Below are 19,731 nucleotides of genomic sequence, written 5' to 3' on the forward strand. Positions count from 1 at the left end.
CGATGGCGCTCTTGAGGACGCCATCGCCGGCAAGCCGTGCTCCTACAGAAAGCGATTTATGCGCTGTGCGAAATTATCGATAAGGAACATCCGTGAAAGCCAGATCCGATGAGTTGCAGATTTTCGTCTGCGTGATTGAATGCGGGTCGATTTCCGCTGCGGCCGAACAGGTCGGGCAAACGCCTTCAGCGGTCAGCCGTACGCTGTCGCGGCTGGAGGCGAAACTCGATACCACGCTGATCAACCGCACCACGCGGCGCATGGACCTGACCGAAGAGGGCAAGTATTTCTTCGAGCACGCCAAGCTGATTCTCGATCAGATGGACGAGCTGGAAGAGCGCCTGACCTCACGTCAGCAAACCCCGTCCGGGCGTCTGCGGATCAATGCCGCATCGCCGTTCATGCTGCACGCCATCGTGCCGTACATCGACGAGTTCCGCCGGCTCTATCCGGACATCCAGCTGGAACTCAACAGCAACGATTTGATCATCGATTTGCTCGAGCAAAGCACCGACATCGCCATCCGCATCGGCACGCTCGCCGACTCGACGCTGCATGCCCGCTCCCTGGGATGCAGTCCGCTGCACATCGTCGCCAGCCCGGCGTATCTTGAAAAACATGGAGTACCGGCTGAAGTGGCGGACTTGTCCGGGCACACGCTGCTGGGCTTTACCCACAACGAAGGCCTCAACCAATGGCCGCTGCGTTACGTGCATGGCGATCGCTGGCCGATTCAGGCGTCGATCAGCGCCTCCAGCGGCGAGACGATCAGGCACTTGGCGCTGGAAGGCCAAGGCATTGCCTGCCTGTCGCACTTCATGACGATTGATGACATCCGCGCCGGACGTTTGCAGGTGCTGCTGGCGGATTTCAACAGCGGTTATCGTCAGCCGATCAATGCCGTGTACTACCGCAACTCGCAACTTGCCCTACGGATTCAATGCTTCCTGGACTTCATCCAAGGCAAATTGGCGGCTTATGCGAACGCGGATTTCAAGGGCTGATTCGTGACCCCTGCGCAAGAGTGAATTGGGCAACGCTGTCTGTTTCCACAGGCATCGGTCCTCAATACTGGCTGCATCACTTATTAACGCAGGGAGTCTCTCCATGAACGTATTCGTAACCGGCGCTGCAGGTTTTATCGGCGGCTCCATCGCCACGGGGCTGGTCCGCGCCGGCTACAAGGTCACCGGTCTGGTGCGCAACGCCGAGCAAGCCAATGAACTGAGCGCTCTGGGTATCACCCCGGTGCTCGGCACGCTTGACGACAGCGCCCTGCTGGCCGAACAGGCCCGCGCTGCCGATGCCGTGATCAACGCCGCCAGCAGCGACCATCGCGGCGCGGTAGAAGCGTTGCTCGATGCACTTCGCGGTTCCAACAAAGTGTTCCTGCACACCAGCGGCTCGAGCATTGTCGGCGATGCGTCGGGCGGCAAATCCAGCGATGTTATCTATTTCGAAGACAACCTGCCGGCACCGACCGTCGACAAGGCTGCGCGCGTGGCCATCGACAACCTGATCCTGGCCGCAGCAAAGGACGGGGTGAACTCGGCAGTCATCTGCAACACCCTGATCTACGGCCACAGCCTGGGCGTGAATCGCGACAGCGTGCAGTTGCCGCGTTTGCTGAAACAGGCGCGTAAAACTGGCGTGGTCCGGCATGTCGGTACCGGCCAGAACATCTGGTCCAACGTGCACATCGAAGACGTGGTTTCCCTGTACCTGCTGGCGCTGACCAAAAACGTACCGGGCACCTTCTACTTCGTCGAAAGCGGTGAAGCATCGTTCATCGACATGACCACTGCGATTGCCCAAGCGCTGAGTCTGGGTGAGCCACAAGACTGGCCGCTGAAAGAGGCCGAAGCCGAGTGGGGTTATGAAATGGCCAACTATGGCCTGGGCTCCAACAGCCGGGTTCGCGGTAAAAAGGCGCGGGAGTTGCTGGGCTGGGCGCCGAAGCGGGCATCGGTGATTGAATGGATTCGTGACGAGATGGTTTGAGTTCGCTCTAGACCGCGTCGCAGCTTTCGCGAGCAAGCCCGCTCCCACATTCGACCGTATTTCTTCAGGAGAACTCGGTTAAATGTGGGAGCGGGCTTGCCCGCGAAAGCGTTTTCAGCAGCCCAACAACTGGCCGGGCCGCCCTCAATTCCGTAACATCCGCCCCCTCTTTTCCCGCCTGTATTTAGATCAGACATGAAACCCAAACATCTGCGCGCCGATGTCCTGGCCGGGCTCACCACGTCTTTCGCTCTTCTGCCCGAATGCATCGCCTTCGCGCTGGTTGCACACCTCAATCCATTGATGGGGCTTTACGGCGCTTTCATCATTTGCACCTTGACCGCGCTCTTCGGCGGGCGACCGGGCATGGTGTCCGGTGCTGCCGGATCAATGGCCGTGGTGATCGTCGCGCTGGTGGTGCAGCACGGTGTGCAGTATTTGCTGGCTACCGTGTTGCTGGGTGGGTTGATCATGCTGGCGTTCGGGCTGCTGAGGCTTGGCAAGTTGGTGCGCATGGTGCCGCACCCGGTGATGCTCGGCTTCGTCAACGGCCTGGCGATCATCATTGCCCTGGCGCAGCTGGAACACTTCAAGAGCGGTGACGTCTGGCTCAGCGGCACGCCGCTGTACCTGATGGCGGGGCTGGTTGCCGTGACGATGGCCATCGTCTACGTGCTGCCGCGCCTGACGCGCGCCGTACCGCCGGCGCTGGTGGCGATTCTGGGTGTCGGGCTGGCGGTTTATCTGCTCGGTCTGCCAACCCGCACCTTGGGTGACATGGCGCACATTGCCGGCGGCTTGCCGACCTTTGCGCTGCCAGACATCCCTTGGAGCCTGGAAACCCTGCGCATCATCGCTCCCTACGCGATATTGATGGCGTTGGTCGGTCTGCTGGAAACCTTGCTGACCCTGAACCTCACCGACGAGATCACCGAGAGCCGTGGCTACCCGGATCGCGAGTGTGTGGCGCTGGGCGCGGCCAACATGGTTTCCGGTGTGTTTGGCGGCATGGGCGGTTGCGCCATGATCGGGCAGACAGTGATCAACCTCAGTTCCGGCGGTCGCGGTCGGCTATCCGGTGTGGTGGCCGGGGTGATGATTTTGCTGTTCATCCTCTTCCTTTCGCCGCTGATCGAGCGCATCCCGCTGGCCGCATTGGTCGGGGTGATGTTCGTGGTGTCGCAGCAGACCTTCGCCTGGGCCTCGCTTCGGGTGTTGAACAAAGTGCCGGTGAATGACGTGTTGGTGATCATCGCGGTAACGGTCATTACGGTGTTCACCGATCTGGCCACTGCGGTCCTCTGCGGGATCATCATTGCGGCGCTGAACTTTGCCTGGCAGCAGGCCCGCGAGCTCTATGCCGACAGTCATCTTGAAGTGGACGGCAGCAAGCTCTACCACCTGCATGGCACGCTGTTTTTCGCCTCGACCACGCCTTTTCTCAACCAGTTCGACCCCGCCAACGACCCACCCGTAGTGACGATCGATTGTCGCCATCTGAGCTTCGTCGACTACTCGGCGATAGCTGCGCTAAAAACGCTGCGTGAACGCTACGCCAAGGCCGGCAAGCACCTGCGCGTGCTGCACTTGTCCGAACGCTGCAAGAAGCTGCTCAAGCGCGCTCGCGTGAATCACGACTAACACCAATCCCGGCAGGTGTGATGAAAATCCACCTGCCTGATTTTCATAACCTACGACCGCCCATACCTCTGCGCGACAACCCTTATCTCTCTACGAAAATTACTTTCACCTCGTTTGAAAATCACCCATCGAAATGTTTTATGAGTTTCACAACCCATTCGACGTGACCCTTTCGAGGAGTACCGCATGACACCGTCCTTCGGCTATTGGCTGCTGGTTTACGCCGCCATCGCCATCATCGCGCTGATCGTTCTGATCGCCCGTTACCGACTCAATCCGTTCATTGTCATCACCCTGGTGTCCATCGGCCTGGCGCTGCTGGCCGGGATGCCGCCGTCGGGCGTGGTGGGGGCGTATGAGGCGGGTGTCGGCAAGACGCTGGGCCATATCGCACTGGTGGTCGCGCTGGGCACGATGCTTGGCAAAATGATGGCCGAGTCCGGCGGTGCCGAGCAGATGGCGCGAACGTTGATCGACCGCTTCGGTGAGAAAAATGCGCACTGGGCGATGGTCTGCATCGCTTTCCTTGTCGGACTGCCGCTGTTCTTCGAAGTCGGTTTTGTACTGCTGGTGCCGATCGCATTTACCGTGGCGCGGCGCGTGGGCGTGTCGATTCTGATGGTCGGTTTGCCGATGGTCGCCGGGCTCTCGGTGGTCCACGCGCTGGTGCCGCCACACCCGGCGGCGATGCTGGCAGTGCAGGCTTATCAGGCCTCGGTGGGGCAGACCTTGCTCTACGCGATCCTGATCGGGATACCGACCGCGATCATCGCCGGCCCCCTCTACGCCAAGTTCATCGTGCCGCGCATTCAACTGCCGGAAGATAACCCGCTGGAACGTCAGTTCCTTGAGCGTGAACCGCGTGACAGCCTGCCGGGTTTCGGCATCACCATGGCGACCATTCTGCTGCCGGTGGTGCTGATGCTGATCGGCGGCTGGGCCAATCTGATTTCCACGCCGGGCAGCGGTTTCAATCAGTTTCTATTGTTCATCGGCAATTCGGTGATCGCCTTGCTGCTGGCGACCTTGCTGAGCTTCTGGACACTTGGCCTGGCCCAGGGCTTCAACCGCGAATCTATTCTGAAATTCACCAACGAATGCCTGGCACCGACCGCCAGCATCACTTTGTTGGTGGGCGCGGGCGGTGGCTTGAACCGGATTCTGGTGGACGCTGGAGTCACCGACCAGATTGTTAGCCTGGCCCACGAATTTCACCTGTCGCCGCTGTTGATGGGCTGGCTGTTCGCTGCATTGATGCGCATCGCCACCGGTTCTGCCACGGTGGCCATGACCACCGCGTCGGGCATCGTCGCGCCGGTGGCCATTGGTCTGGGTTATCCCCATCCAGAGCTGTTGGTGCTGGCGACAGGCGCGGGGTCGGTTATCTTTTCCCACGTCAACGACGGCGGTTTCTGGTTGATCAAGGAATACTTCAACATGACCGTCGCCCAGACCTTCAAGACCTGGACGGTGCTCGAGACCATTATCTCGGTTGTCGCCTTCGGTCTGACCGTTGGCCTTTCTTACCTGCTTTAGCCGGAGCCGCCCGCCATGGACATCCTCTACCAGATCCGCGCCCGTCAGGATTCCTTCAGCGCGGGCGAAGGACGCATCGCTCGGCTGATGCTCGACGACGTAGGATTTGCTTCCGCCGCCAGTCTCGATGAACTGGCGTTGCGAGCGGAAGTCAGCACCGCCACGCTCTCGCGTTTTGCTCGCACCGTCGGCTGCCGCGACTTGCGCGATCTGCGGCTGCAACTAGCCCAGGCCAGCGGCGTCGGCAGTCGCTTTTTGGACCCGGCGGGTACGCCCGAGCAGTCGGCGTTCTATGGGCAAATTGTTGGCGATATCGAATCGACCCTGCGCCAGCATCTGTCGGCCTTCGACGAATCACGTTTCGCCGACGCGGTGAAATTGCTGGGCAAGGCGCGGATGATTCACGCCTTCGGCATGGGCGGTTGCTCGACCTTGTGCAGTGATGAATTGCAAGTGCGGCTGGTGCGATTCGGCTACCCGATTGCGGTGTGCCACGACCCGGTGATGATGCGCGTCACCGCCGCCAGCCTCGATGCCGAACGCGCCGTCATTGCCTGCTCGCTGACTGGCATCACCCCCGAACTGCTCGAGGCTGTCGAGCTGGCGCGCAGCTACGGCGCACGAATTCTCGCCATTACCCGGGCCGACTCGCCGCTGGCGCTATTGGCTGATGTGCTGCTGCCGCTGCAAGGTGTCGAAACCTCGTTCATCTATAAACCCACGGCTGCGCGCTACGGCATGTTGCTGGCCATCGACGTGCTCGCCACCGAGCTGGCGCTGGCCAATCCTGAAGACAATCAAGAGCGTCTGCGGCGGATCAAACTCGCCCTCGACGATTACCGCGGCGGCGACGATCATTTGCCGCTGGGAGACTGACATGATGTACGACACGCTGATCCGCAACGCCCTGATTATCGACGGCAGCAACGCGCCCGGTTATCCCGCCGACGTGGCGATTCTGAACGGCCGCATCGAGCGTATCGGCGACTTGCACGATGCCCGCGCCACCGAAGAAATCGACGCCGCCGGCCGCGTGTTGGCGCCAGGTTTCATCGACGTGCACACCCACGACGACACCGTGGTGATCCGCCAGCCGCAGATGCTGCCCAAGCTCAGCCAGGGCGTGACCACGGTGATTGTCGGCAACTGCGGGATCAGCGCTTCGCCGGTGAGTTTGCGCGGCGATCCGCCCGACCCGATGAACCTGCTCGGCACCGCCGCGGCGTTTGTTTATCCCAGGTTCAGCGACTACCGCGCAGCCGTCGAAGCGGCGCACACCACGCTGAACGTGGCCGCACTTGTCGGTCACACGGCGCTGCGCAGCAACCACCTCGACGATCTGTTTCGCACCGCCACGCCGGACGAAATCAGCGCGATGCGCGAGCAACTGCGCGACAGTCTTGAGGCCGGTGCGTTGGGCCTGTCCACGGGGCTTGCCTATGCCAACGCGTTTTCGGCTTCCACCGACGAAGTCATGCAACTGACTGAAGAGCTGACGGCCTTCGGCGCGGTCTACACCACCCATTTGCGCAGCGAATTCGAGCCGGTGCTGGAGGCCATGGATGAGGCGTTCCAGATCGGCCGTCATGCCAAAACACCGGTGATCATTTCCCACCTCAAATGTGCCGGCGCCGGTAACTGGGGGCGCAGTCCCCAACTGTTGGCGGCCCTTGAACAGGCGGCGAAAACCCACCCGGTAGGCTGTGACTGTTATCCCTACGCGGCGAGTTCATCGACGCTGGACCTCAAGCAAGTCACCGACGCTCATCGCATCACCATCACTTGGTCAACGCCGCACCCTGAAGTGGGTGGCCGTGACCTGATCGACATCGCTGCCGAGTGGGGGGTGCCGCTGCTGGATGCCGCTCGACGCCTGCAACCGGCCGGCGCGGTGTATTACGGAATGGACGAAGCGGACGTACGAAGAATCCTCGCGCATCCGCTGTCGATGGTCGGCTCTGACGGATTGCCGGAAGACCCGTTTCCGCATCCCCGCTTGTGGGGCGCATTCCCACGTGTACTCGGACATTTCAGTCGCGACGTGGGGCTGTTTGCGCTGCACACCGCCGTGCACAAAATGACCGGGTTGTCGGCAGCGCGATTTGGCTTGAAGGAACGTGGCGAAATCCGTGAAGGACATTGGGCTGATCTGGTGTTGTTCAATCCTGTGACGATTCGCGATGTGGCGGATTTCAATGATCCGCAACGGGCGGCGGAAGGTATCGATGGGGTTTGGGTCAACGGTGTCTTGAGCTACAGCGAAGGCCAGGCAAACGGCAGAAGGGAAGGGCGGTTTCTGGCACGGCAAGGGGACTTGCGTGAGGGATTCCGGTAACCATTCCGAGCGCTGCGTCACAGTGATGGCATATTGAGACTAAAGAAAGCCATTACCAAGCCGAAGCGCTGACATCTCGCCCAGCTACACTCTGGGCCTTATCAGTCTGGGAGCAACTCCATGAGCTTCGGTAAAACCACCCCGATCCTGCGGATTTTCGATGAAATCAAGACCGTGGAGTTCTACGTCGACTTCCTGGGATTCAAGATCGACTGGCAGCATCGTTTCGAGCCCGACTTTCCGTTGTACCTGCAAGTCTCCCGCGGTGAGTGTGTGCTGCATCTATCCGAACACCATGGCGACAGCACACCGGGCTCTGCGTTGCGGATCGAGACCGATGAGCTGGAGGCCTTTCAGCAACAATTGCTGGCCAAGGAATATAAATTCGCATACCCACAAATCCAGGCGATGCCGTGGGGCAGCCAGGACATGACGATCAGCGATCCGTTCGGCAATCGGTTGGTGTTTACCAATGCGATTTGTGTGTAAGGCGGATTGATCGTTCCCACGCTCTGCGTGGGAATGCAGCCCGGGACGCTCCGCGTCCCAAGAGCGGACGCAGAGCGTCCATTGAGGCATTCCCACGCGGGAGCGTGGGAACGATCAGGTGTGATTACACCCGGAAGTGGCTCACCATCTGCTGCAACTGACTGCCCAAGCGCGCCAGTTCAACACTGGACGCTGCCGTTTCGTCGCTGGCGGCGGCGGTCTGTTCGGATACGTCGCGCACGTTGATGATGCTGCGGCTGATCTCTTCGGCCACGGCGCTTTGCTGCTCGGCGGCGGCAGCGATCTGCTGGTTCATCGACTGGATGTTGGACACCGTGCGGGTGATGTTTTCCAGTGACACGCCAGCCTTGCGAGTCAGCGCGACGCTGCTGTCGGTCAGGGCGCGGCTGTTGTTCATCACCGCCGACACTTGTTGCGTGCCGTTCTGCAGACCGGCCACCAGGCCTTCGATTTCTTCGGTGGATTTCTGCGTGCGCTGAGCCAGGCCACGGACTTCGTCGGCCACCACGGCAAAACCACGACCGGCTTCACCGGCACGTGCCGCTTCGATGGCGGCGTTGAGCGCCAGCAGGTTGGTCTGTTCGGCCACGGCCTTGATCACGTCCATGACGCTGCCGATCTTGTCGCTTTCCTGTTGCAGCACGCTCATGGCTTCGGTGGAGCGCGCCACTTCGGTGGCCAAGCGTTCGATCTGGGCGATGGCTTCGTTCACCACTTTATCGCCTTCACGGGCTTCGCCGTCAGCAGCGGCGGCCGCCTGGGAGGCTTGTTCGGCGTTGCGCGCGACTTCCTGCACGGTGGCCGTCATCTCGTGCATGGCGGTGGCCACTTGATCGGTCTCGATCTTCTGGCTGTTGACCCCGGCGCTGGTTTGCTCGGTCACGGCGGACAGCTCTTCGGCAGCGCTGGCGATCTGGGTGACGCCGTCGCGGATGCCGCTGATCAAGTCGCGCAGGGTTACGCCCATGCGAGCGATGCCTTGTTGCAACACGCCGAGTTCGTCGCGGCGAGTCACTTTGACGTCCTGGGACAGGTCGCCGCTGGCGATACGTTCAACCACGGCCAACGTGTCGCGCAGCGGGCCGGTAATCTGACGGGTGATGATCACGGCAGCAATGATGCCCACCAGCAACGCCAGCAAGGTGCTGATCAGTTGCAGGGTGCGAGCCTGGGCGCTTTCGATGTCACGGCGGTCGAGCTGGATCTGATACAGCTGATCACTCAGGGTCACGATAGCGGCGCCCTGGTCGGTCATTTCTTTGCGCGCCTGCACCGCATCGCTGTTCGCCGCTTTATAAGCCTGCAAGGCGCTGCGGTAGTTGGTCAGTGCGGTTTCCAGCTGACGCAGGGCGTCTTGCTGAGTGTCGGCGAAATGCACGTTGAGGGGTTTCAGGCTGGCGATGGCCACGTCCAGTTGGCCGACGGCTTTTTGCTCGGTCTCGGCGTTGGTGGTCGCGGTGTAGCCGCGCACTTCGTAGCGGGCCAGCAAGAAGGCTTCGTTGGCCGCCGTGATGGCCTGGAATTGTTCGAAGCGTTGGTCGCTCAGCGGCATTTGCTGCACGTTGGTGTTGATGGCGTTGATCAGCGTGTTCGCGGTCTCGGCATTGGCGCCCATGGTGTCGCGCGCGCTGTTACCGGTGCGGTACGCGCTGCGCATTTTGTTCAGGGACGTCTTGTAGGCGTCGATGACGGCGCCTTGCTCTTTGAGCAGCTTGAGGTTTTCCGGGCTCTTGAATTTCACCAGCAGCGCTTGTTGCTGAGCGGAGAACGCCTCGAGTGTGGTCTGGACATTCTGTGCGGCAGTTTCATCGCCGTTGGTCAGCATGTATTGCAGGCGTACCACACGCAGCTTGGTCAGGCCGGCATTGAGCTGGGTGATGTCGCTCATCCAGTTGCTGCGGTCAATCAGTCCGCCCAGGCTTGTCCAGCCGGTCAGGGCGAGGACGCAGGTCAGGGCCAGGACCAGGCCGAACCCCAGGCCCAGCTTCATGTTCACGCTGATATTGCCGAACCAGCTATTCATCAAAAGTCCTCCAGGAACGTTGTGCTTCTAGATCGTCGGTTGGCTGGAAGATTGTTGTTTTTGGTAGCCAGCAAGGTGTGTAGCAGGACTGTATCGGCAGCAATTACGAGAGCTGAATGGTTTTTGCGGGACCGATGTGTAACAAGGCTTTTGCAGGTCTTAAGCTTTTTTTCACATGCGTTTCACCGACTGCCGACGCCAGCCTCTTTACTCTCGCCGCACCGAAGAAAGTGATGCGTGCCTGAGAGGCGGTTTGATGTGGTATTGAGACTGAATCTGTTCGGGATAAAACGCTCGATTGATCTGAGCCGTTTTGCCCGCTATCGCAATGCGGCTGTCGTGCTCGCCTCGGCGCTGCTGGTGATTCCGCTGACGGTGTGGCTGTTGCAGCCGGCCGCTGTACCGGACCTGGCCCATGGCAATGTGACCGGCGCCCGGGCGTTGGCGGCCGATTGGGCCAAGGGCAACGTAATCGTGCTGGTGCGTCACGTTGAACGCTGCGATCATTCCAGCGCTGCCTGCCTGAGCGGTAACGATGGCATTACCGCTCGCTCTCGCAGCGTCGCGGTGGGTGTGGGTGAGCAGTTCGAACAACTGGGGCTGAACAAGGCCGACATTTACAACAGCCCCATGTTGCGTACAGCGCAGACCGCTGGTTACATGTTCAACAAGGTCGGGGTTGGTGAAGAATGGTTGATCAATTGCAAGGGCACCATGCTGCGGGACGCTCTGGCGCACAAGGTGGCCGGGCGAAACCTGATTCTGGTGACCCACAGCGAATGCATGTCGCAACTTGAGAAAGACCTCAAGTTGCCGGCGTCTACGCTGGGCTATGGCGCTTCTTTGTTTATCTCGGCCGAAACGCCTCTGGCACCCCGCATGCTCGGTTTCATCGAAGCCTCGGACTGGCGCTCGATGACTGCCGAATGAATTCACTTTCTGGATCAGGACACACGATGTTGACTTCTTCCCGTTACCGCTTTTATTGGGTGAACTTTGGCATTCCGCTGGCCTGTGCGGTCGTGGTTTTCCTGATGTTCGACCTGACCAAAATCGACATCGCTTTCAATGATCTTTTTTATGACCCGGTCACGCAGACGTTTCCGCTGGATCATATCCAACTGTTCGAAAAGATCACCCATAAATGGGCGCGGATCATCCCGAACTGGACCGGTGAAATAGCGATCATCGGCGCTTTGCTGTCGTTTCTCTGGCCGCGTCTGAAGGCCGAAAAGCATTCGAAAATCATCGCATTCCTGGAAAAAATCAAAGTCGCGCCGGTGCTTCGGTTCGCCACCAAGCACCGCCGGGACTTCCTCTATGTGGTGCTCGCGTTCTCCATCAGCACTGGGGTGATCCACTACCTCAAGGGCCACACCAGCGTGTACTGCCCGGTCGAAACGACCCAGTACGCGGGGAAAATCGAGCATAAGGAGTGGTATCAGAATTTCGATCTGCTGAAAGTCGCCGGCAAGGGGCGTTGCTGGCCGGGCGGGCACGCCTCGGGCGGTTTCACCATGCTCGCGCTGTACTTTGTGGCGCGCCGCTACCGCTGGCGCTATTCCAAAGCGGTGATGTACGGCTCGCTGCTGCTCGGTTTCGTCTACGGCACGACGCGGGTTGTGCAGGGCTGGCACTACATGTCCCACACCTTTTGGGCCGGGATCTTTGTATGGCTGGCGTGTTTGCTGACAGCGCTGGCGTTCTACGGGCGGGCGCGGCTGGAGCAGCCGGTGCTGCAAGCGCATGAGCGGTCTGAAAGCGTTGCACAGACGCAAACGGTTAGCTGATTCAAAAGACTTGAACAACAAAACCCGCCAGTCCTGAAGAGGGTGGCGGGTTTTTGTTATCCGTCTTGTGGGGCGGTGTTCGGGAGATTGCCTTTGCAGCAGGCTCGCTCTTACAGAAATACAACGGGCTAAAAAAGGTATACGGGGTGAATTCTTAACAAAGTGTGAACAACTGGTGTGATCTATTAATAGCAACCCTTGCTATCCCTTAACGCCTGGCTGGCCATGCCAAGTGAGCCCTTGATTGAAACGCCCTCCAATTCCATCGCCGGCTGCAAAACGTTTTGTGCCCGGAAAAGCTGTTCGCAAGTTAAGCATCGTCGCGGTCATCCTACTGATTGGCGCCACGATGGTCGGGTACTGGATGTTTATACCTCCGGCGCCATTTGTTCCGTTGAGTGGCCTGGATCCTTCTGCCGTGTCGATGATTGCCTTGGGCGACCAGGGCAGTGGTGATCTGCAACAGTGGCGGGTGGGGCAGGCCATGGAGAGAGTCGCGGACAGAGACGGGCGGCTGGACATGGTCGTGTTGTTGGGCGACAACTTCTATGGCAAACCGCTGACCAGTACCCACGACCTTGGCTGGCAAATGAAATTCGAGCGCGTCTATTGGGGCCAGTGGCTGAGTCATGTGCCGTTTTACGCCGTACTGGGCAATCACGATTACCCCAAGTCGCAAAAGGTCGAGCTCGAATATGGCCGGCGGCGCAAGGGCTCGGGTCGCTGGCAGATGTCGAGCAACTTCTATGTCAAGGATTTCGGCAGCGTCGATGGGCGCCCGTTGGTGCGAATGGTGTTCCTCGACACCTCGGCGCCACGGGAATCCTTTCAGCGTCAGATCGACATGCTTGACCAAGCCTTCCAGCAACCGGGACCGGCACCTGTATGGCGCATTGCGGCGGCCCATCACCCGGTCCGCAATCATGGCCAGCATGGTGAGGACGGTGAACTGGTCAACCTGTTGTTGCCCGCGCTGGAACGCAACAAGGTCGACGTGTTCCTCGCCGGGCACGACCACAATCAGCAACTGCTGCTTCGCGCCGCCGAGCCAGCCTGGGTGGTTTCCGGGGCCGGGGGCCAGAAACTCTACGCCCTTGGCGCCGGAGGGCAGGACAGCTCGTTTGCCACTGCACACGCCGGTTTTGCCAAACTTGATTTGAATCCCGGTCAATTGCGGCTGGCCTACTATGACGATCGAGGCAACCTGGAAACCGGTTATCGTTGGGACCGGGATTGTCAGTGGATGGCCAAAGGCTGTCTGTTGCCCGACGTTGCGCAAAAGGTGGTCGTGCAATAACACGATGAGCGCTTAGCGGAACCCGGTACTCGGCGCCGGGTTGATCAACGCCGTCAACACATGATCCTGCCAGCGCCCGGCGATACTTAAGTAGGCCTTGGCATAGCCCTCACGTTCAAATCCCAGGCGCTCCAGCAGCCGCGCACTGCGTTCATTGCCAGGGATGTAATTGGCCATGATCCGGTGCAGCTTCTGCTCATCGAACATGTAGCCGATTCCCGCTTCCAGTGCTTCCTGCATCAAGCCTTGGCCCTGATGAGATTCGTCGATGTGGTAACCGAGATAGCAGGCCTGAAACGCCCCGCGAGTGATGCCGCTGAAGTTGCAGGCGCCGATCATCTGGCCGTTGTCCGGATCCAGCAACGCGAAATGCACCGCCAGGCCGGCCTGGAAAGCGCTGGCTTGCACCTCAAGGCGCGGGCGGATGCGTTCCGGGCTGTGGTAATCGACGGGGCGAATCGGCGACCACCGGGCGAGATGCCTCAAGTTACGCCGGTAGAAGTCGCTTTCCAGCGCAGCCTGATCGGGGTCGAGCACTGCCAGTATCAAGCGTTTGCAGGGCAGGGATAGCAGCGGCATAGGGCGCTCCGGTTCACGGGGATCGTCGCGCAAGCATTGCGTGGTCAGCGGGGAAACACAACAAAACAGCAGGCAAAAAAAAGCCCGCGGGAGGGCGGGCAAACCGTAGTTTCTTGAATGAGCGAGCGCAATGTACCCGTTGGTGGAAGGTCGTGGGGTGAAGAAAAATTCATGTCGATGAGTGCCCGCCGTTTCACTCCCTGAGACACGCCTACGGCAAATGATCCGCCGCAAAGTCCGCTTCCGAGCGCGCCCGCAAACGGCCCTTGCGGCAGGCCTGCTGGAATCGTTCGAAGTCGCGCTCATTCTGTGCGGTGTAGCTTTGCGCATACTTGAACAGCGCGTCGGCCAGCGCATCGCTTTTGCCGATGTAGCCGCTGATGTGTGCGGCGTTTCCCGACGATTTGGCGTGGGCGCGGGCCAACGCGCGACCACAAACGCGTCCGTAGGCGGCGAAGGTTTCGGCGTCGAACGTCTCGAGTTCAGCCGAGACTTTCATATCGCGCAACTGGCGCACATAGAAGTGTCGACCGCTGGGGCCGGTGGTCCAGCCGAGGAACAGGTCACTGGCCGATTGCATCAACCGTTGGCCATCGACCACGCGCTGACCGTTATGCCGCACCCGCGATTTTGTCTTCACATAATCGGCAAGCACCGAACGACGCGCCTCCTTGAACTGTAAGAACAGCGGGAACTCCTGATCATCGGTCAGCAGGGCCACCAGGCATCGAGTCCCGACGCTGCCCACACCGACCACTTTGAACGCCATGTCCTGAGCGTGAAAACGCGATAACAGCTCGCGGCGGTCGGCTTGCAGCGTGCCGGGATAGTCGCGCATGAATGCGTCGTAAAGTGGGCGCCAGTCCGACAGGCGCAGCCAGTCGTCGTCGGCATCCAGCAGCGTGGTGTTTTCGTGTAAATGGAAAATTTCCGGCAGGTCATCGCGAATGATCAGACGGCCCTGTGCGTCACGGTCACTGATTTTTGGCAGCAGTTCAGCATGGGTACGCCGTTCAGCTTTCTCGATGGCGCGCTCTACATGCTCCAGTGTTGCTTTGCTCGCCTGCTGCCGCAAATCGCGGTAACTGATGGACTCGTACCAGGTTTCCATAGCGCTTTGTTCGGCGCATTCGAGCATGGTCTGCTGGTAGGCGCCGACCACCTGGCGGCAGACCGTTTCTTCGACCGTGTCGCCATGGCGCAGGTCGCGCGCTGCCACCACAAAACTGGCCACCAGCCGTTTCAAGTCCCACTCCCAAGGGCCGGGATGGGCTTCGTCGAAATCGTTGACGCTGAACAGCAGATTGCGTTCTGGCGTTGCAAAACCGCCGAAGTTCATCAGGTGACTGTCGCCGCAGATGGGCGATACCAGCCCCATGTTGGATGTTGCGGCCAAGTCGTGGGCTTGCAACAGCGCGTTGCCGCGATAGAAGGTGAACGGCGAGACCAGCATGCGGCCGTAGCGCAACTCGACCAGCGATTTAATGCGGCCTTCACTGGACGTTTTGATCAGCGGCAGCGGGTCGCGATCTATTTTCCCCATGGCCGCCTGCGAACTGCGGGAGCAGTTCTTGCGAGCATCCTTGCCTTGCTTCAAACGGTCGTTGAGGTTGGTCATGTGGGCTCGTTTGATGAGTGTTTTCGTACGTGTGAGAGATGAGTGTAGAAGGGCTTCGGGTCTTCATACGAAGTGTAAGCAATGAGCTCGCCCGGCATCCCACGCCCCGGTGACCTGATGAACACGTAAATCTCTGGGGAGCCATTGCGATCAAGGTCGGCGACCTCGGCTCGGACGATGGTGCCGGTGAGGGGGCGTACGATCTTTGAGTGATCGATTTTCAGACCTTGGGGTGCAATGCGTAGAGTACGATTTCCATCGACCGACTCGCTCGTCACGTGAAAGCCAATGCCCTGCAATTCAAGTGTCTGGTCGAACGGCTGGTTGCTGTCCGTCGCATCACCCGAGTTCAGGCTTAATGAAAGGCTGTAGTTGGCCACCTCATTGCGCCGAGCGGCGTTGCGCATCAGGTATACCTGAACCGTGTATTCGCCATCGGCGGGCAATAGTCCCAGAAAGTGATTGCCCATGATCGATCCGTTAAACAACGCGTAGTCCGCACCTTTTGCGGTGATGTTGAAGTAGGTGGAGGTGTTGGAAGACTTGAAGTCCACGGTCATCATTTGACCGGCCTTGGCGTTTAGACGGTACTGCGCGGTGAGCGGGCCTTTGATGGAACGGGCGAACTTGACGGTGTCGGAGCCCTTGTTGAAGGTGACCTGCTCGACATGAGGAGCGATCTCGGTGGCGGCGTGTACAGGCACAGAAACCATGGCGACCAGGACGGCTGCGATCCATACGTTCATGTTGATCTTCCTGAGTGAGTGGTTGCAGGTAAACCCGCAGCATAGGTTCCGTTGTGTTGTATCGCCGACTAATATGTTGATTACAGCTCACTCGATTTTAGCGTGTGCTTGAAATGATGCTTCCAAAGCCTGACACCCAACTCTCCAGTCCGATCCAGCGATGACCCCATCGTCAGATCCGTGATCAGCGTCGGCTGCAACCCCGCATCAAACAACGAAAACCCCGCCGCCAGGCAGCAAGTCTCGGTCTGAAGACCGCAGACGAGTACGCGATCCACCTTCAGGCTTTTCAAATACTCGATGGTTTCCTGCGAAGGCGCGTAGCCGTGCTTGATAAAGATACGGTCGGCCTGAATCAGGCTGTCATCGTCTGGAGCGGGGTGCCAGCCGAGTTGTTTTTGGAACGGGGTTTTGGATTCGTCGTGGCGCTCGACCGTGGCGACGCTGGGCAGGGTACCGATGAGTGTTTGGATACCTTCGATGAGCCATTGAGGTGGGGCGAAGCTGGGCTGGACGTCGATGATAAGGAGGGCTTGGCGCATGGGCGTCTCCGTGGGAGGTCGCGACGACGATGGTGGCATTGGTCGCGAGGTTGTTTTGGGGGGGCTTGCGAGCCTTATCGCGAGCAGGCCTGCTTTTGCCGGGGATGGTGAGGCTGCCTGCAAAAATGACCAAACCCCAGATGCAACAAAACCCGCACTTGGCGGGTTTTGTTTTGCTTCGTATTTGGTGGGCCGGGGTAATCTGAAACAAGTCGGTATCTATCTGTTTTTTTTGGTTAATAATCTATTGGTCAACTTGCTTGGAATACCAGTTGGAACGCTACGTGGTCTGGATTCCGATGGACGGTGCTTTTTGAGCTCTGCCCCCAAAAACGAATCGGGATCGAATCTATCAAGCAAATGGTCGCCCTGTTGATTGTGGCCTCTGCGCGTACGATGTCCCCACTCGCAGGTACAGGGCTCCTAGCAAACGATACCGTCAATGATTGCTGTGTTGACTAAGCCGACTCTCGAAGTATTGCGCAGTCTCTTTGTCGGTGCAGTACAGGTAGCAACCCTTCATCCCGCGTGTCATCAGGGTTCGGTATGTATTTTTGATGATCAGGTCTGTTTCTTTTTTCGCCAGGGTAGGTTGCTCTTTCATCATTTTTTTCCAGCCGCGAATCGATTTATCGTGCTTGTCGCGCTCATCCGGGGATGTCACTACTTTGCCGTCACGGACGACTAGGTCTGGCCCGATGATCACTCCGATGTAGTCGACTTCCAAACCTTGGCAGGTATGAATACAGCCAACCTGCTCAATGGAGTTCTCAGCGATGATCCATAGGCTGCCATCCTGATCCAGGTTCCATTGGCGTTTGTAGTCACCAATGACGATATCAGCAGCGGTGGAGTCTTTCTTGCTCAGCCAAGGCCAGCAATAGCCCGCGACCACACGAGCTTTGTTTCCGTGGTTTTTCTCGTTGATTGCTTCATGCATCGCCTGAGGTGAGTCGAACACCTTAAACTCGTACTCTTGAGTCTCAAGCGTCGGATTTGCCGTCGAGCGAATGCCTAGCGTGTCATCCAGCCATGCTAGGTAACCGTCAGAACCACTGCAGCGAAACTGCGAAGAAAGCACGTGTTCTTCAACCACAGCACCCTTGGCTTTTGCAAAGGCGCGTATCGCCTGCTTGCTGCCGATATCGCTCAAGGTTACACGCTGGTCTTCATCAATGAAGAAAATTGAGCATTTCGCTGAATCAATCAGCTCCTTGATCTGGTTTTCCCCAAGGTTTCCATAAAGCCCGCTTTTCTCATTCAGCCGGTGAGCTTCGTCCACGATAAGCGCATCGAATGTGTTGGGCTCAGTGTCGATGAATGCCCCAGAGCCTGAAAAGAAATTCGAGAAATGACTGCGCTTGATGGTGCCAACCAGTTTGCTCTCGTAGACCTTACGCGGGGCTGCGTTCTTGGAGACGTATTTGCTCATCAGCTTCAATTCGGTGAGCCTCACCAGCAGATTGATAGCCAGAACGGTCTTCCCGGTGCCCGGTCCACCTTCAATGATCATCACCTTGGGGGCTTGGTCCGAGGCCTCGCTTGCCGCCGCCAGCGCCGACTCAAAAATTGCTTTCTGATCGTCAATCAATACGAACTCGGGTTTGCCTTTCATCAACCCACCGAGGGCTTCGGCTAGCGCCTTGGACGGGCGAATTTTTCCTTCGGACAGCTCGTAAAGAACCTCTTTGTTGTCGCCATGACTTATATGCTTTTTCAGAAAGCTTCTGAGTTTACTGAGCTCTTCCGGGCCTTTCAGAAACAGCGGAGCCTTGCTGATGTGGGGCTCGTAGTGAGCTGAATCTATAACGCCGTCGCTGACGTAGTTATGGAGGTAGGCACACGGACGGATTTCGATGCTTTTGTCATACACCGCCTCGTTGAAGCCTTCCAGCAGCGCTGCATATGACCATACCTGATAGGACGGGTGAATGGTCTCAATGAGGCCGCCACCCAACGCCGTTTTGACGATGGCATCCTTGGTTGTGGCGTTGGCCTTACTCCATTGCTTCAACTCGATCAGTACGGCTTTTTTTGCCTGGTTTTCGTCGCGACCGGTGAGTAGAAAGTCGATTCGCTTCGACGACTGCGGAATGTGCAATTCAATGGCCAAGCCTGCGTTGCTTGGCAGGCCCTCATCTCTAAGGACCTTGGCCATGTACGTCAGGGATCCTTGCCACGACCTGATTTCCGAGGTGCCAACGTTCTTGCCGGTAGCTTCCTTGTAATGCCTGAGGATCACCTCCTCGATGTCATCGTTATCGTTGTCTTTAAGAAATTGCTGTTTGGTCGCAGCGTAAACGATCACGGGTTGTCCTTAGATTCGGGGTGGTCAAAGTCGGTCGTACTTTTTGCTGTTGCTTTTGGCTTTATCCACGGGGTACTTCTGGCCATTCGAGGCGAGTTTCCGTGTCACCGCCTCGTTGAGGTCAATGCCGAGTACGCTGCTCAGGCGAACCAGGTACATCAATACGTCCGCCAATTCGTCCTTAACGGCTTGGCCGATTTCGGGATCTGTTGCGGCGGAGATCGAATCGGCATCGCTCATCCATTGGAAAATCTCGCACAGCTCTCCTACCTCGCCAGTGAGAGCCAGGATGAGATTTTTGGGGGAGTGGAACTGCTGCCAGTCGCGATCATCTGCGAACCGCTGAAGGGATGCGGCAAGCTTCACTACGTCAACCAGTGGCGCGGATGAGCTGTCTGAGTCACTCACGGAGTTGTCTCTTGGTCATCGGTGGAAGAAATGTGTAGGAAATCCGGCCTTGGATTGTAAGAGTTTTTGCTGCTTTCGCAGATTTTTTTGTGTTTTTTCTCTCATGTTGGCTGCCGGCCGGATTGCTGCCGGTGTTCGCTATCTGCATTGAGCGTGGCAGCCATTCGTGCTTGCAAGATAGGTGGGCGATCCAATTATGGTGATCGACAGCAAACGACCCAAAACTATGATTGGTAGAGGGCCGCTTTCAACCCAGGCTGTGTGAAAACCCCAACCAGAAATTGAAGAGCGCGCTTGTGCGTGAAATCTGAAATTGCTCGGCTGGTTTGTGAGATCGGATTTTGGATAGAAGCGCGGTTTTCAGCCCTATTTTTGGTAGTCGCTACGCTCACAAACG

General features: G+C 58.5%; 18 protein-coding genes and 1 pseudogene. 11 read left to right on the forward strand and 8 right to left on the reverse strand.

The genetic code is table 11. From position 1 onward, the window contains the following. Positions 1-92 precede the first annotated feature (92 nt). The 7 genes from KGB03_RS04255 (at position 93) to KGB03_RS04285 (ending at position 8,002) form a co-directional block, all read left to right on the forward strand. A complete protein-coding gene (locus KGB03_RS04255; protein WP_074873581.1) occupies positions 93-1,004 on the forward strand; it encodes a LysR family transcriptional regulator in 912 nt (303 codons plus the stop codon). A gap of 103 nt (positions 1,005-1,107) precedes the next feature. Next, positions 1,108-2,001, forward strand: a complete 894-nt coding sequence (locus tag KGB03_RS04260; RefSeq protein ID WP_223526428.1) for an NAD-dependent epimerase/dehydratase family protein — start codon at positions 1,108-1,110, stop codon at positions 1,999-2,001. A gap of 195 nt (positions 2,002-2,196) precedes the next feature. Next, on the forward strand, positions 2,197-3,642 hold the full coding sequence (locus KGB03_RS04265) for a SulP family inorganic anion transporter (protein ID WP_223526429.1): 1,446 nt from the start codon (positions 2,197-2,199) through the stop codon (positions 3,640-3,642). A 186-nt stretch (positions 3,643-3,828) separates the two neighbouring features. Beyond that, the gene (locus tag KGB03_RS04270; protein WP_218538084.1) at positions 3,829-5,178 is read left to right on the forward strand and encodes a GntP family permease; all 1,350 of its coding nucleotides are present in this window, start codon (positions 3,829-3,831) and stop codon (positions 5,176-5,178) included. Between the two features lie 15 nt (positions 5,179-5,193). Then, a complete protein-coding gene (locus KGB03_RS04275; RefSeq protein ID WP_223526430.1) occupies positions 5,194-6,054 on the forward strand; it encodes a MurR/RpiR family transcriptional regulator in 861 nt (286 codons plus the stop codon). Position 6,055: 1 nt separating this feature from the next. Beyond that, entirely contained in the window at positions 6,056-7,513 is a 1,458-nt protein-coding gene (locus KGB03_RS04280) for an N-acyl-D-amino-acid deacylase family protein (RefSeq protein ID WP_218538082.1), read from the forward strand. A gap of 120 nt (positions 7,514-7,633) precedes the next feature. After that, positions 7,634-8,002 carry a glyoxalase superfamily protein gene (locus tag KGB03_RS04285; RefSeq protein WP_223526431.1) on the forward strand — a complete coding sequence of 123 codons (369 nt, stop codon included), beginning with the start codon at positions 7,634-7,636 and terminating at the stop codon, positions 8,000-8,002. A 124-nt stretch (positions 8,003-8,126) separates the two neighbouring features. On the opposite strand, the gene KGB03_RS31290 is transcribed toward KGB03_RS04285, so the two are convergent. Both KGB03_RS31290 and KGB03_RS31295 read right to left on the reverse strand, forming a co-directional pair. After that, complete coding sequence (locus KGB03_RS31290; protein WP_411739894.1) at positions 8,127-8,990, reverse strand: methyl-accepting chemotaxis protein; 864 nt, start codon at positions 8,988-8,990, stop codon at positions 8,127-8,129. Continuing rightward, positions 8,985-10,046 (reverse strand): annotated as a pseudogene (locus KGB03_RS31295) (methyl-accepting chemotaxis protein); the annotation flags it as partial. The pseudogene KGB03_RS31295 and the gene KGB03_RS31290, both read right to left, overlap by 6 nt. 258 nt (positions 10,047-10,304) lie before the next feature. Here KGB03_RS31295 and KGB03_RS04295 point away from each other — a divergent pair. The 3 genes from KGB03_RS04295 (at position 10,305) to KGB03_RS04305 (ending at position 13,133) form a co-directional block, all read left to right on the forward strand. Continuing rightward, complete coding sequence (locus KGB03_RS04295; RefSeq protein ID WP_218538076.1) at positions 10,305-10,976, forward strand: histidine phosphatase family protein; 672 nt, start codon at positions 10,305-10,307, stop codon at positions 10,974-10,976. Positions 10,977-11,002: 26 nt separating this feature from the next. Further along, positions 11,003-11,836: a phosphatase PAP2 family protein gene (locus KGB03_RS04300; protein WP_218538075.1), complete on the forward strand. Its 834-nt coding sequence runs from the start codon at positions 11,003-11,005 to the stop codon at positions 11,834-11,836. A 364-nt stretch (positions 11,837-12,200) separates the two neighbouring features. Beyond that, positions 12,201-13,133, forward strand: coding sequence for a metallophosphoesterase (locus tag KGB03_RS04305; protein ID WP_223526433.1), 933 nt, complete (start codon positions 12,201-12,203; stop codon positions 13,131-13,133). 12 nt (positions 13,134-13,145) lie between these two features. On the opposite strand, the gene rimJ is transcribed toward KGB03_RS04305, so the two are convergent. From rimJ to KGB03_RS04325, 4 genes are all read right to left on the reverse strand, one after another. Next, entirely contained in the window at positions 13,146-13,712 is a 567-nt protein-coding gene (gene rimJ, locus KGB03_RS04310; protein ID WP_223526434.1) for a ribosomal protein S5-alanine N-acetyltransferase, read from the reverse strand. A 211-nt stretch (positions 13,713-13,923) separates the two neighbouring features. Further along, positions 13,924-15,330, reverse strand: coding sequence for a DUF2252 domain-containing protein (locus KGB03_RS04315; protein ID WP_223526435.1), 1,407 nt, complete (start codon positions 15,328-15,330; stop codon positions 13,924-13,926). Continuing rightward, on the reverse strand, positions 15,327-16,076 hold the full coding sequence (locus KGB03_RS04320) for a hypothetical protein (RefSeq protein WP_223526436.1): 750 nt from the start codon (positions 16,074-16,076) through the stop codon (positions 15,327-15,329). The genes KGB03_RS04315 and KGB03_RS04320 overlap by 4 nt, the downstream gene beginning before the upstream one ends. 80 nt (positions 16,077-16,156) lie before the next feature. Further along, positions 16,157-16,618, reverse strand: coding sequence for an isochorismatase family protein (locus KGB03_RS04325; protein WP_218538073.1), 462 nt, complete (start codon positions 16,616-16,618; stop codon positions 16,157-16,159). Between KGB03_RS04325 and KGB03_RS04330 the strand changes: the two genes are divergently transcribed. Continuing rightward, positions 16,617-16,994 (forward strand): hypothetical protein, encoded by a 378-nt coding sequence (locus tag KGB03_RS04330; RefSeq protein WP_223526437.1) that lies wholly within the window; start codon positions 16,617-16,619, stop codon positions 16,992-16,994. The genes KGB03_RS04325 and KGB03_RS04330 overlap by 2 nt on opposite strands. Positions 16,995-17,057: 63 nt before the next feature. Here the strand turns inward: KGB03_RS04330 and KGB03_RS04335 are convergent, their stop codons facing one another. Together KGB03_RS04335 and KGB03_RS04340 are read right to left on the reverse strand one after the other, a co-directional pair. Then, positions 17,058-18,926, reverse strand: a complete 1,869-nt coding sequence (locus KGB03_RS04335; RefSeq protein ID WP_223526438.1) for a DNA/RNA helicase domain-containing protein — start codon at positions 18,924-18,926, stop codon at positions 17,058-17,060. Positions 18,927-18,950: 24 nt separating this feature from the next. Then, a complete protein-coding gene (locus KGB03_RS04340; protein ID WP_139648155.1) occupies positions 18,951-19,334 on the reverse strand; it encodes a nucleotide pyrophosphohydrolase in 384 nt (127 codons plus the stop codon). Positions 19,335-19,731: the final 397 nt, after the last annotated feature.

Source organism: Pseudomonas sp. BF-B-26, from assembly GCF_019956495.1.
Lineage (GTDB): Bacteria > Pseudomonadota > Gammaproteobacteria > Pseudomonadales > Pseudomonadaceae > Aquipseudomonas.